The 13,281-nt window shown below is 39.2% G+C and carries 11 protein-coding genes; 3 read left to right on the plus strand and 8 right to left on the minus strand.

From position 1 onward, the window contains the following. Positions 1-70: 70 nt before the first annotated feature. Both CWB66_RS07470 and CWB66_RS07475 read right to left on the minus strand, forming a co-directional pair. Complete coding sequence (locus CWB66_RS07470; protein WP_138584868.1) at positions 71-370, minus strand: AzlD domain-containing protein; 300 nt, start codon at positions 368-370, stop codon at positions 71-73. Continuing rightward, a complete protein-coding gene (locus tag CWB66_RS07475) occupies positions 367-1,071 on the minus strand; it encodes an AzlC family ABC transporter permease (protein WP_138584869.1) in 705 nt (234 codons plus the stop codon). The genes CWB66_RS07470 and CWB66_RS07475 overlap by 4 nt, the downstream gene beginning before the upstream one ends. 107 nt (positions 1,072-1,178) lie before the next feature. Between CWB66_RS07475 and CWB66_RS07480 the strand changes: the two genes are divergently transcribed. Next, positions 1,179-1,835: a cytochrome b/b6 domain-containing protein gene (locus tag CWB66_RS07480; protein ID WP_138584870.1), complete on the plus strand. Its 657-nt coding sequence runs from the start codon at positions 1,179-1,181 to the stop codon at positions 1,833-1,835. Between the two features lie 86 nt (positions 1,836-1,921). Here CWB66_RS07480 and CWB66_RS07485 read toward each other — a convergent pair whose 3' ends face one another. Then, positions 1,922-2,374, minus strand: a complete 453-nt coding sequence (locus CWB66_RS07485; protein ID WP_138584871.1) for a c-type cytochrome — start codon at positions 2,372-2,374, stop codon at positions 1,922-1,924. A 316-nt stretch (positions 2,375-2,690) separates the two neighbouring features. Beyond that, on the minus strand, positions 2,691-3,161 hold the full coding sequence (locus tag CWB66_RS07490) for a DUF2721 domain-containing protein (RefSeq protein WP_138584872.1): 471 nt from the start codon (positions 3,159-3,161) through the stop codon (positions 2,691-2,693). Between the two features lie 224 nt (positions 3,162-3,385). Between CWB66_RS07490 and CWB66_RS07495 the strand changes: the two genes are divergently transcribed. Further along, complete coding sequence (locus tag CWB66_RS07495) at positions 3,386-6,850, plus strand: S8 family serine peptidase (protein ID WP_138584873.1); 3,465 nt, start codon at positions 3,386-3,388, stop codon at positions 6,848-6,850. Positions 6,851-6,987: 137 nt separating this feature from the next. Next, entirely contained in the window at positions 6,988-9,162 is a 2,175-nt protein-coding gene (locus tag CWB66_RS07500) for a S9 family peptidase (RefSeq protein WP_138584874.1), read from the plus strand. Positions 9,163-9,205: 43 nt separating this feature from the next. On the opposite strand, the gene CWB66_RS07505 is transcribed toward CWB66_RS07500, so the two are convergent. The 4 genes from CWB66_RS07505 to CWB66_RS07520 form a co-directional block, all read right to left on the minus strand. Beyond that, positions 9,206-10,693, minus strand: a complete 1,488-nt coding sequence (locus CWB66_RS07505) for a sensor histidine kinase (RefSeq protein ID WP_138584875.1) — start codon at positions 10,691-10,693, stop codon at positions 9,206-9,208. Between the two features lie 10 nt (positions 10,694-10,703). Beyond that, positions 10,704-11,429, minus strand: coding sequence for a response regulator transcription factor (locus CWB66_RS07510; RefSeq protein ID WP_138584876.1), 726 nt, complete (start codon positions 11,427-11,429; stop codon positions 10,704-10,706). A 90-nt stretch (positions 11,430-11,519) separates the two neighbouring features. After that, positions 11,520-12,245 carry a spondin domain-containing protein gene (locus tag CWB66_RS07515; RefSeq protein WP_138584877.1) on the minus strand — a complete coding sequence of 242 codons (726 nt, stop codon included), beginning with the start codon at positions 12,243-12,245 and terminating at the stop codon, positions 11,520-11,522. Between the two features lie 10 nt (positions 12,246-12,255). Beyond that, positions 12,256-12,957, minus strand: coding sequence for a spondin domain-containing protein (locus CWB66_RS07520; RefSeq protein ID WP_138584878.1), 702 nt, complete (start codon positions 12,955-12,957; stop codon positions 12,256-12,258). Positions 12,958-13,281: the final 324 nt, after the last annotated feature.

Consider the following 13,281-nt stretch of genomic DNA (forward strand, 5'->3'; position numbering starts at 1 on the left):
TACAAACCTCGCGCCGCGATTCAATCGCCCCTAGATTGAACAAATTTCAATCCACAAAGATCAACACGCCCTAGTTCAAAACTAGAAATAACCCCATACCGGCAAGTGTTGTGTAATAAATATTATGTGTTTTATAGGCAACAATAATAGCGACAATAGCAGCGGTAAGATAAGGATTTTGCCAGTTCAAGTTTATGCCATCTTCATTTAAAAACACGATAGGCACCCAAATTGCTGTAAGCACAGCAGGTGCGCTAAAACTTAAAAATTGCTGCATTTTAGGGCCTACCTTAAATGGTAAAGCGCGATGCAAAAACAAATAACGGGTAAAAAATGTAATGCATGCCATTAGTAAAATAGTCGTCATCATGCGTTAACTTCCTTTTTAGCAATTAATCTTGCTGTGCTGTAACCAGCGGTCATTGCTAATAGTGCAGAGCAAACAAGCCATAACTCAAATCCCGTACTTTTTAAAAGCGTCGCGCTAATACCCGCCACAATGACTGTTACTAATGAGGGGAGGTTTTTAATGCCAGGAATAACTAAAGCAATAAATGTCGCAGCTATCGCAAAGTCGAGCCCTAAATTAGTTAAGTCGGGTAGCATTGTGCCCGCAATAATGCCTATTAATGTCCAGATGTTCCATGCTATATAAAAGCTAAAGCCTGCGCTTAGTGCGTATATTAAACGTGTTTTTGTTCTATACGCTTTTCGGTGGTGAGAAAATGCAAAAAGCTCATCGGTTAAAACAAAGCTCACAGGTAAGCGCCATCGCATAGGTTGGTCAATCACTTTATGGCGCACAGCTAAACCGTATAAAAAATGCCGAGAGCTAATGATAAATGTTGTGAATAAAATTGTGAGTAACGGGGTATTCCCTGCTATTAATTCAATGGCAACAAGTTGAGCTGATCCTGCAAAAACTAACAGTGACATAGTTTGTGTTTCGAGTGCTGTGAAACCATTTTGTATCGCTAACGAGCCACATAAAATACCCCAAGGGATCACCGCTAAGCACAGTGGCAGCATATCTAAAAAACCTTTTAAAATAGCTTTTTTAACTGGTTGCATGGCATTTACTCTCGTGGCTTGTAGAATGGCTCATAAGGATACCTTAATATTATGATGTTAAAGTAGTTAACGAATTAGATAATACTGTTTTTTTGAGGGTAGGCACAATGACGACGTTAAAAGTATGGGATGGATTTATTAGATGCTTTCATTGGTTTTTAGTTGTAAGCATTGCAGTGCTTTATTTTAGTATTGAAGAGGGCATGATTGAACTTCACTTTATAGCTGGTTTTTTTACATTAGCACTAATTGCAACACGTTTAATATGGGGGGTTATTGGTAGTAAAACAGCTAAACTAAGTGCTCTTATATATTCTCCAAAAGCTGTTTTTAATAGCTTTAAAAGCTCTAAAAATACAATCGGGCATTCTGCGCCAGGCAGTTATATGGTGCTTGCTTTTTTTGCGCTGATAATAACACAGCTTGTTACTGGATTAATGAGCAGCGATGGTATTTTAACGGATGGGCCACTTGTAGAATACGTGTCGAGTGATACGGTTGATTTTGCAAACTGGCTGCATCATCTTAATTTTGACATATTACTTTATGCTATTGGTTTGCACGTTTTAGCGATTATTTTTTATCGAATAAAAGGTAAGCCATTAGTAAAAGCGATGATTACAGGTTCAAAAAATTTAAAAGAAGATGAACCACACACTATTGTGACCAAATCACCTTGGTTAGCATGGGGTATATTTTTTATATTGCTGTTTATCTTAATGATGACATGGGGAAAGGAGCCTATTAATTATTTTTTTAGCTAGGTTGCGTTTATTAATTTGAACCTATAATTTCAATGCGCCCTTGTAAAAACGGCACAAGGTTAGTGCCGTTTTAGTAAGCAAAGTAATTAGTCTTTAAATTGCTTATGGCAATCTTTACAGCCTTTTGCCCATGCGCCAAATGCTTTACCAATAATGGTTTTATCGCCAGATTGTGCTGCTACAGCTAGCTCATCGGCATACTGTTGAAACGCAGTTGCTTTTTTCATAAATGTATCGTTTTCAGACCAAACTGTACCTAGTGCAGATGTTTCGCCTTTATCGGTACCTTTGTAAAAAGCTTCCCATGGCATTTTTGATAATGCAGCTGCATTATTTGCACGCTTTTTAAATTGCTCTGCATCAAAAGGAATCTTTCCTTTTAACATTGCACCCATGTCGCTAATTTGAACCGAAATCATAGAAAACGAGGCTTGGCGGTATTCAATGGCATCGCTTGGTTCTTTGAATGCTGTATTTGCTGATACACTAAATGCACACATTGTGAGTGCGACAGTTGTTAATATTTTTTTAAATTTCATGTTTGCCCCTGTTGAAAATCATAATTAGTGCAATATCTTGTATGTAACGTTATTTTTATTCAAGTAAATGCGACAGCTTAATGAGAAACTAATTTTTTAATCGACTTTATTCAATGTTTAAATGATTATTACATATTGAAAAATAGTGCGATTTACTATCCAATTTCCGGATTAAGTACCAAGCATAACTAATGTTTTACTAGAAGATGAGTAATACATTTTATTCAAAGTGCTATATCTAGTACTTACTTACCTGTATTACTCAATAAATTAAACGATATTGCCCAATAAAAAAATTTACTATAGTTGTTTTGTTTTAGTCGTTTATATCGATATCGGCGAATATCATACCTCTGCGCATACTACGTGTTGCTAGAAAAACTTCACCAAGTAACGATATAAAAGCACATATAAGCAATGCCATAGCGGCTACAAAACAGCAGGCAATTGTAACGCCTAAGTTTATAGATTGGATGTGGGATAAAAATAGCAGCATCACCACAGCGCATACAAGTAAGGCGCTTAGTACACTTAAACTAAAAGCGATATGTATACAACGAGAGCGCTTTAGCAATGCACGTAACTCGGTAGCTAGCGATATATTAAACTCTTCATCAGTGCTGACTTTTAACTTTCGCTCCAACTGTCGAGCTCTGTCTGTAATACGTGCTAAACGATTAGACAAAACCCCTAAAGTTGCCGCTATTCCTGTTATTAAAAAGACAGGTGCCACAGCTGTTTGAATAACTTTGGCCATAGTTAAAATATTTATTACTTCATTATTCATATAATACTCAAAAAAGTTAGTTTCATTTACAATGATTCACAAAATTTGTTTTTTATTAACTTATTTAAAATCAGCTTGTTATGTTTTTTTTGTTGCTATCACTCGCTCTTTGTAATTTTTTTGTAATGACGGTGTTGCTTTGTTTACTGCTAAAGATTTATATTCGACATACAATTTAATGTATTATCAAACACAATAATACATAACGTATCTGAGGGAAAATAATGTCTAAGAATATAATAAAAAGAACGGCAATAGCGACTGCTGTATCAAGTGCTTTTATGGTAACACTTGCAAGTGCTGCTACATTGCCAAATGCAACAATTGCATCTCAGCCTGCTGAGCAAATAAAAGATTTGGCTTCAGCCAAAAAAGAGCCTTCTGCATACATGATAGTACTTCGTGCAACTACGGCTGTAGATGCGCAAGTAGCAGGAACTTACCAACAGTCAAGTCATCGTGAAATTACAGCAAATATTGAACAGCTTCAAGATACGATGACTATAGAGTTAAATAGTTTAGACTTTGATGCAAAAGTAATTGGCAAAACAAAAATATTAGCGCCGACACTTATTGTTCAAGCAACGCCAGAAGCATTAGCTAAAATAGCGAAAGATTCTCGAGTAGCTAAAGTGCTACCAATGTTTGATTACGATTTACATGTGGCTGCAAGTTCAGAATATATTAATGCAAAGCCGCTTATAGTCGATGGCGTTGCAAGTGGTAAAGGCCAACGTGTCGCAGTACTTGATACTGGTATTGATTACACCCATAAGGCATTTGGTGGTCCTGGCACAGTTGAAGCCTATAACGAAGCTCAAGCAGATCCAGCGACTGTTACTTGGCCACAAGGGATAGTACAAGGCGGTTATGACTTTATTCGTAACGATGCTGATCCAATCGAGCATGATCCTGCTGTTGTTATTCCTGATGTAGATGAACCAACTAGTCACGGCACGTCATCATCAAACTCAGTAAATGGTATAGCACCAGATGTTGAGCTTTATGTTTATTCAGTATGTGGCGGTGGCTGTCCTAGTGCAGCACAAGCAGCAGCATTAGAAGCTGCTATGGATCCTAATGGCGATGGTAATATTTCTGATCGTGTAGATGTAATGAACATGTCACTAGGTGGCGAGTTTGGTGATACATACACAGGTGGTGGCACGCAGTACCTAATTCAACGAGCTGTTGATTTAGGTGTAAATATGGTTATCTCTGCAGGTAATGATGGTGACAACCCATTTCGTATTGGTGGTCCAAGTACAACACCTAACGCACTATCTGTAGGCGCGATGACACACCCTACAGTTCAAGTTAGTATAGCTACTGGTACTGTTGCGGGTGTTGGAGGTAATATCCAAGGCTCAGGATTTGGTTTGCAGGCTGACTACGCTATTTCAGGCGCTGACATTGACCTAGTTTACCCAGATACGAATCAAGATGGTTGTGTTGATTTTGCAGCTGATGTTGATTTTACAGGCAAAGCAGTATTAATTGATCGCGGTACCTGTAATTTTACTAAAAAAGTACTGAACGCACAGAAGCGTGGTGCAGAATTCGTAATGATTGCAAACAACGTTGATGATAATACCCCTGCGTCTATGGGTGGCGGTGATGCAGCTGTTACTATCAAAAATGTAGGTATTACTTTTGCTGCAGGTGCTGCTTTAAAAGCGCAATTAACTGCCGGTAATAAAGCAACATTTGACATTGATGTAAAAGTTAAAACGACTTCGGGAGCCGTAGCAACATTCTCTTCTCGTGGTCCTTCGATGGATGGTTTGTTAAAACCAGAAATTACTGCTCCAGGTACAAGTATCAGTGTGGCTGCAACAGGTACGCAAACAGAAAACAATCCTGTATCAGGTACTTCTTTCTCGGGTCCAATAACCGCAGGTGCTGTGGCAATGATTCGTGAAGCACACCCTGAGCGTAATGCATTTGAAATTAAAGCTACAATAATGAATGCGGCTAACCTTGATGTGACAAACAAGCCACTAGCGACTAACCCTGATTCAGAACTTGCACCTATTAGTATGATTGGTGCTGGCTTAGTTGATGTAACTAAAGCGGTGAACTTGCCTGTTGCGGCATGGGTTAACAATACTGAATTTAATACTAAACAAGCCGCTCTTTCGTTTGGTCTTATGAGTATGACTGAAACAAAATCGTTTACAAAAAATGTAACGGTTAAAAACTTTTCATCAGATTCTAAAACGTATGCTCTTCGCACCGAAGCGCGTTACCAAAATGATGAAGACACAGCGGCAATTAGTTGGGACTTCCCTGCATCTGTAACAATCCCTGCTGGCCAAACAACTAGTTTTGATGTTGTGCTGACGGTAGATCCAACCAAGCTTCCGGCATGGGAACTAGAAAATCCTTTCAGTGCTGAAGATATTGCAGCTAGAAGTGCAGCGCTTACTTCAATTGAGTTTGATGGCGCGCTAGTATTTAATGATGCAAGCACAGATACAGATCATGATTTACACATTGTGTACCATGCAATGCCAAAAGCAGCAACGGCATTGAATGTGTCATCTCAAATTGTTAAAAATGAAATGACGCTTGTAGTAGAGAATAGTGGACAAACAGAAATAAAGCCATTTGCTGAAAACATTGCAGTTATGGGTGTTGAAAAAACGTTTGAAGAAGCGGAATTTAATATTCTAGCAACTACTTTCTCTGTGCTTGCAGATAGCTCTTGTGATTCAGGTCTTTTTGCTACGTCGTCAATTCAATTACGTGACCCGTTAACACATGTATTCCAAGCCGGTTACAGACTTGAGATTGATACTGATAACGATGGTATATACGACCAAGTAATGCAAAACTATAATGACCGTGGTCGCAGTACAGCATTCCCAGGACGTAGTCGTACAGTAATTGGAACTACAGATGGCGCTGGAACTGACTCTTTAGCATGGGCTACTCCTATGTATCACTCAGCGGGTGAAAATACGGTTACATTCTCTGCATGTACAAACTTTTTTAATGCTGACTCGTCGTTAGTTGGTAAGCAAATGAACTTGAAGGTTTCTGTTGGTGACGCTGCTTACCAAACTGGTGTTTTCTCTGAGACCGATAGTGCTGAAGGTTCTATTATTTTTGGTGCCATTCCAACTGTAGCTCTAAAATCTTTAGCGACAGGCGAAGCGATTACATCAATTAAACCAGGTGAAAAAGCGATTGTTGAAGCGAGCAGCCCATTTGTATTATCGCAAACATCAGGTCTAGGAATTGTTAAAGTAATGACAAGTTCAGATTTAGAGCTTCCTGAAATTAAAGCACCGACACTCGTTGGTGGTGAGTTTACGGTTGTTGAAGATGCAGCTAACGGAACGGTTGTTGGTGCGTTAACAGTTACAGAGTCTGATCTTGATTTAGAAATTTCAGAGTATTATGTACAGTCTAATACGCATCAAGGACTTGGTGTAAATGCTGAAGGGCAAATCGTTGTAACAAATTCGGACTTATTATCAGGTGATTCATCAGCTGAAATTCAAGTGGTTGCAATTGATGTTCGAGGCAATACCTCAGAACCTGCTATGGTTACTGTGAGTATTACTAAGGTAGTGCCTCCAGTGGTAGTAGAGTCTACCAAAAAGAAAAGTTCAGGCTCTTTAGCTTGGTTAACACTATTAGTTGCACCTTTTGCATTTACGCGTCGCCGTAAGCAAAAGTAATTTTATAATCTGATAGTTATATAAAGGGAGCTTCGGCTCCCTTTTTACATTGCTTCACAAACTTAGTAACTACAAAGTCTAATTTTAGGTATATTTAATTACTTAATAAAAAATAAATATAACAAGGACTTTAACTGATGAAGCGCACTTCCTTTACACTTGCTGCACTATCACTTGCTATCTTAAGTGGTTGTAATCAAGCCCCTGAAGATACTCAAAAAAATAATACACACATTAAAGCAACTCAGGTAGCTCAAGTTGTTGCGCCTATTGCTAAAAAAGTACCACATGAAATGACTATTCATGGTGAGACACGCATAGATGATTATTACTGGCTGCGAGATGATGAACGTAAAGCGCCAGAAGTCATTAACTATTTAGAGGCTGAGAATACGTATACAGAGGCGATGCTTGCACATACCAAGACGTTACAAACGACATTATTTGAAGAGCTAAAAGGTCGAATCCAAAAAGATGACGACTCAGTACCAGTTAAAAATGGTGATTATTTTTACTCATCGCAAACCCGTGGTGATAACGAGTATGCGACTTACTTGCGTAGTAGTGATTTTGCCGGCACTGATCAACAGGTGATTTTAGATGTAAACGAATTGGCTAAAGATCACGACTATTATGCTGTGAGTGGGCTAGATGTAAGCCCTAATGGCAATTTAATGGCGTATGGGGAAGATACTGTTAGTCGCCGTGTTTATAGTGTAAAAATAAAAGATTTAACAACCGGTAAATTACTTGAAGACACACTTGAGGGCACCAACGGTGGTGTTGTGTGGGCAAACGATAATAAAACGATTTACTATATTAAAAAAGACTTACAAACTTTGCTAGGCTATCAAGTCTACCGTCATACATTAGGCACACCGCAAGTTGATGACGAGCTAATCTACGAAGAGACAGATACTAGCTACTACATGGGTATTAGCAAAAGTAAAGACGACTCAGAAATTTACATTTGGCATAGCAGCACTGACGCATCAGGTGTATCGGTATTGAGTGCGAATGATACAAAAGCAATGCCTAAGCGTTTAATTGAGCGCGAAGCGGGCCTTGAGTATGAAATATCGAAATTAGGAAATGCTTATTACATTGTCACTAATTTAAATGCTGTGAACTTTCAGTTGATGAAAGTTGATATTGATAAAGCAGGCGACAAAGCTAATTGGCAAAGTGTGATCCCCGCGCGCGATGATATTAAATTAGAAGGCATTGATTTATTTAATGACTACTTAGTTTATCAAGAACGTGAAATGGGTCAGTCAAAATTAATTGCGCGTAATTTGAAAACAGGCAAAGAGCTCCCATTAAGCTTTAATGACAGTGCTTATACTATTGGCGCTTATGGTAATAACGATTTAGATAGCGATACGCTGCGTGTTTACTACACAAGTATGACGACGCCGGCTTCATCGTACGATGTGAACTTAGCTACCGGTGATAAAACATTACTTAAACAACAATCTGTATTGGGTGACTTTAATGCTGATAACTATGCCTCAGAGCGTATTTTTGTAACAGCACGCGATGGCATTAAAGTACCAGTAAGTTTAGTTTATCGTACAGACGCGTTTAAAAAAGATGGCGCAAATCCACTGTTGCAATATGGTTATGGCTCGTACGGTGCAACAATGGATCCTACGTTCTCTAGTTCACGCTTGAGCTTATTAGACCGTGGCTTTGTATTTGCTATTGCTCATGTTCGCGGCTCACAAATGTTAGGCCGTCCTTGGTATGAAGATGGTAAGTTACTAACTAAAAAGAATACGTTTAACGACTTTGTTGACATAACTAAAGCATTAGTTTCTCAAAAGTATGGCGCAAAAGATGAAATATTTGCGTTAGGTGGTAGTGCTGGTGGCTTGTTAATGGGCGCAGTAGCAAATCAAGCGCCTGAGCTTTATAAGGGCATGGTTGCGGCTGTGCCGTTTGTAGATGTAGTAACAACTATGCTTGATGCGAGCATTCCGCTTACTACTAATGAATATGGAGAATGGGGTAATCCGAACGAAAAAGCATATTACGATTACATGCTGTCTTACTCGCCATATGACCAAGTATCGAAACAAGCGTATCCTAATATGCTGGTAACGACAGGCTTGCACGATTCACAAGTGCAATACTTTGAGCCTGCAAAATGGGTTGCTAAGCTGCGTGACTACAAAACGGATGATAATAAGTTACTGTTTAAAATAGATATGGAAGCAGGGCACGGTGGTGCATCGGGTCGCTTCAAACGCTTAGAAGATACCGCGCTAAATTATGCATTTATGCTTGATTTAGCGGGTATTAAAAAGTAGTTAATCTTTATATTTAAATAGATTTAACTTAATAAGGTGCTTTTTAAGGAAGCACCTTTTTTTGTGGCAAGTTAAAACTAAACATAGTGCCTTTACCTATCTCACTTTGTACGTTAATTTCGCTATCCATTAATTTTAATAACCCTCTACAAATAGCCAATCCTAAACCACCTTGCTGACGCCCCTCTTTATTTGAGTTACTTGCCTGATAGTGCGGGTCAAAAATAGCATTCAGCTCATCTTCTTTTATGCCTACGCCTGTGTCTGATACATGTACAAGTAATTGATTGTCATCGCTGCGTTTTACATGGACTGCAATACTGCCGCCACGAGGTGTATGCCTAATAGCGTTATCGATTAAATTACTTAATACACGCTCTAGTTTTGCTATGTCTGCTATAACCGGGAAATCACAAATTGCGGGCTCTACCGATAAACTAATACCTTTTTTATCAACGGCTAAACTAAATTTTGCAATACAATCATAAATGAGTTCTCCTAAATTAAAGGTTTCTTTGTTGATATTTATTTCACCATTTTCTAAGTGAGAAAGTTCAAATATTTGCTCTATTAATAGCTTTAATTGTCCACAATTATTAAGCGAGACGTGTAAGTACTCTTGTTGCTCCTTTTGGCTTAATTGGTCGCCTGATTGGTTTAATACTTCTAAAAATCCTTGCAGTGATGCAAGTGGTGTACGTAAGTCGTGTGATAAATGAGTTAATAGCTCTTTGCGTTGTTTATCGCCCTGTTCTAGTGCTTTAAACTGCTCATTAATACGGGTAAGCATGGCTTGGATACTGCGACCTAAGCTGTGTACTTCATTACTTTTCTGCGTTGAGAAGTGACTGAGCTTTGTATCGGTAAGGCTGTAGTTAGCTGCTTCAATATTACTCACATCACGGGCTAAGCGCTGAATTGGATTGGTAAAAAAGCGCAATAAGATTAGCATAGCAATGAGTAAAAATATTAATGCAGATCCAAGCCATAATGCGGCGAGCCATAGTTTGTCATTGTTTTTTATAGTGCTTAAGGAGGTATCGTAAGCTTCGCCACCAATAATTACATATAAGTAACCTTGTAATTTATCGTTATTAAAAACAGGCGCGGCGGAAAATATTTTTTGTTGTTCTTTATTACGTGGATTATCACCATATATTGGCGCTGCTTTAGGGTCTTGGATTAATTTTTTTAGTGGAGCCAAATTTATATGAGTACGCTTAACTTTGCCAGGCTTTGCCGAGTAAGTAAGAATCTTTCCGGTCTCGTCTACAAAATAAAATTCAAACGCAGGGCCTAATAACATTAAAGTATGAAAGAGGTTTTCTAGCGCCTTATAATCGTACACGCCTTCTTTTATTAGTGGATTATCTTGCACTAAATGTTCAGCTAACGCTAAATGCAGGTTTTGTTCAGCGTGATGTTTAGAGGTAAGTTCTAACTGTTTGCTCCAGCTGTAAACGAGTGCGCAAATAAAGCAAAAAATCACCACTAACGAGACCGCTAATTTTTGATACAAAGATAGTTTCATAATAAAGATCTTAATTAAGTTGGCTTGGGTTTAGCTTGTAACCAACACCCCAAACAGTTTCTATAATCGGCGCTTGTTGATGCGCTTCTAATTTGGCGCGTAAGCGGTTTATGTGGGAATTTACAGTGTGCTCGTAACCACTGTGCTGATAACCCCATACTTTATCGAGTAATTGCTGACGACTAAAAACATGATTTGGGTGGTGCGCAAAATAAACCAGTAAATCAAATTCCGTGGCGGTGAGATTAAGTGCTTGTTCGGCTAAATACACTTGGTGTGAGCTAAATTCAATATGCAGAGAACCCACAGTTAGTGTTTGCTCACTATCGACGGGGAAGTTATCATTATTTTGACTAGCGAGTAGTTGCGCTCTGTGGCGTAGCTGAGTTTTAACTCTGGCTTGTAATTCACGGGCAAAAAAGGGTTTGCAAATATAGTCGTCGGCGCCCATTTCAAGGCCAATAACTCTATCCATATCACTGCTAAGCGCGGTAAGTAAAATTACGGAGGTAGTTGGGTAATGTTCTTTTATTTTTCGGCACAAGCTTAAGCCATCCATTTGCGGTAAGTTTATGTCGAGTAAAATAAGTCCGTAGGGATGCTTGGCTATTTTTTTTAAAGCAAGCTCTGCACTAACAACATGATCAACATGTAGGTTCAATGACGTTAGCTGGGTGGTAATTAGTTTTCCTATTTCTCTATCGTCTTCCACAATAAGTAGTTTTTCATGGCGCATAGTTAATCCTCGTAAAAAGGGGGGCATCCATGCTCCCTTACTTCCCCATTACAAGCTGGTAAATTAACGCTTAAATGCCGTTAATATGGATTACTGAGTTCGGGTAATGACAACTTTTGCCAATGGATTATCAAACTTGTGTTCAGGGCTTAGTACTGAACTTGATAGACCGTCTTCATTGGTAACTACACCAGGGTGCCTTGCTACAAAATCAACATCATTGCGCGCTTCGTTAAAGCCTTCGCCATTATCTACAGGACCCGGTAATGTACCAGCTGCTTCTGTATTTGCTTCTGTACCTGCATCATAAGCAACCGTGGTGCGCATAATTGAATCACCAACAGCTAATGCAGATACATCTATAGCACTAAGACCGGTAAACCCATCATTTGTATTCACCATCATTGTGGCAAGCGATAATTTGAGTACTTCTACTGTGTCGGTAGTGATTGTGACAGTCGTGTTTGCGCCAGGCCCAACAGGGCCTTCGCTTGATGCATTGGCAATACCTTTTTCAAATGCTAGAAGTTGGCTGTTATCACCACCTTCAGCCATTGTTTCTAGTGCAACTGATGCAGGACTACCAATTTGCCATAGTGTACCGTCATGATGTGCAACTACAGCAATGGGCGAGAAAGGCTGACCAGCAGTTAAGTTACTTACGGTAACACTAAATGTATAGCTAACAGGAGTCGGAGTTGGCGTTGGTGTAACGACTTGTTCAGGCGTATTGTTATCGTTATCACCACACGCTGAAAGAGTCGATACAAACGCGAGTACTACGGCGCTTTTTTTGATATTTCGAAAAGATGACATAATAGCGCTCCTACTTAACCGTAACGGTTAGTTTTGCTACAGGGTTTAACCATCTATGCACGGTGTTACTTAAATCACTCTTGCCAGCAGCTAGATCGTCATCTCCCAAATTACCAGGGTGAATATGAATGTTAATATTGCTATCAGTACTTGTTAAACCCGCGCCACCAGTGCCTGCATTGCCACCTGGTGCTGCCGGAATACCAGGCGTGCCAGGTGCGCCAGAGCCATCTACTACAAGTTCATTATTTTGTTCTGTGCCTGCGTCATATGCGTTTAGATAAACAGTATATGTGCCAGCTTCAGTTGGTATTTTCCAGCTATCTAGGCCAACGAAGCCATCATTAGTTGGCAGCATCATTGCAGCTAAAGATAAATACTCATTACCATCAGCTGTAGTAAGTGTTGTCATTGCTGACGCTGTTGGGGCAAGTAGGCCTTCAGCTGGATTTGCTGCCATATCGCTTCCCGCAGCGGTTGCTTGTGCAACTAATTGAGCTATGTTTCCGCCTTCTGCCATAGTTTGCAATGCGGTAGAGGCTTCTGTTGCAACTTCAAAAAGCTTATCTTCACTATCGTGAGCGGTTATAAGTACGGGTGTAAAGTGTATGCCTTGGGTTAAGTTCGTGACTTTTAAGTCTAACTCTGCGGCCATAGTCGATTGGCTAACTGCCGCTAAAAGAGTTGCAATTGTTAATGTTGAAGCTTTCATTATTATTTCCTGTAAGTGATGATTCGAGCTAAGTATTGAATAACCGTCTCAAGAAACTCTCACAAACTTATCACTTTTTTATCACAAGATTTCACGCTGTGATTTCTATAAGTAACCTGAGCTCTGGATAATAAATCTATCTCAAGCTGCTATTTTCAGCGCTAACTACATTGAATTTACTTGTAATAGGCCAGCTATTGACGCGTAAGTTCGCCTTGTTTTCACTGAAAATCTCTGGCTAGAGAAAAATAAATTTAAATATCACTATGATTCAATATATTAGTAAATATCTTAACCAGAGTTCAGGTAAATTATTATTTAAAA

Origin of the sequence: Pseudoalteromonas sp. S558, from assembly GCF_005886635.1 — a bacterium.
GTDB classification, from domain to species: Bacteria; Pseudomonadota; Gammaproteobacteria; order Enterobacterales; family Alteromonadaceae; genus Pseudoalteromonas; species Pseudoalteromonas aliena.

Excerpts from the sequence above, each read along its gene's own strand:
- CWB66_RS07470 (WP_138584868.1), bottom strand. The coding sequence starts at position 370 with ATGATGACGACTATTTTACTAATGGCATGCATTACATTTTTTACCCGT.
- CWB66_RS07475 (WP_138584869.1), bottom strand. The coding sequence starts at position 1,071 with ATGCAACCAGTTAAAAAAGCTATTTTAAAAGGTTTTTTAGATATGCTG.
- CWB66_RS07480 (WP_138584870.1), top strand. The coding sequence starts at position 1,179 with ATGACGACGTTAAAAGTATGGGATGGATTTATTAGATGCTTTCATTGG.
- CWB66_RS07485 (WP_138584871.1), bottom strand. The coding sequence starts at position 2,374 with ATGAAATTTAAAAAAATATTAACAACTGTCGCACTCACAATGTGTGCA.
- CWB66_RS07490 (WP_138584872.1), bottom strand. The coding sequence starts at position 3,161 with ATGAATAATGAAGTAATAAATATTTTAACTATGGCCAAAGTTATTCAA.
- CWB66_RS07495 (WP_138584873.1), top strand. The coding sequence starts at position 3,386 with ATGTCTAAGAATATAATAAAAAGAACGGCAATAGCGACTGCTGTATCA.
- CWB66_RS07500 (WP_138584874.1), top strand. The coding sequence starts at position 6,988 with ATGAAGCGCACTTCCTTTACACTTGCTGCACTATCACTTGCTATCTTA.
- CWB66_RS07505 (WP_138584875.1), bottom strand. The coding sequence starts at position 10,693 with ATGAAACTATCTTTGTATCAAAAATTAGCGGTCTCGTTAGTGGTGATT.
- CWB66_RS07510 (WP_138584876.1), bottom strand. The coding sequence starts at position 11,429 with ATGCGCCATGAAAAACTACTTATTGTGGAAGACGATAGAGAAATAGGA.
- CWB66_RS07515 (WP_138584877.1), bottom strand. The coding sequence starts at position 12,245 with ATGTCATCTTTTCGAAATATCAAAAAAAGCGCCGTAGTACTCGCGTTT.
- CWB66_RS07520 (WP_138584878.1), bottom strand. The coding sequence starts at position 12,957 with ATGAAAGCTTCAACATTAACAATTGCAACTCTTTTAGCGGCAGTTAGC.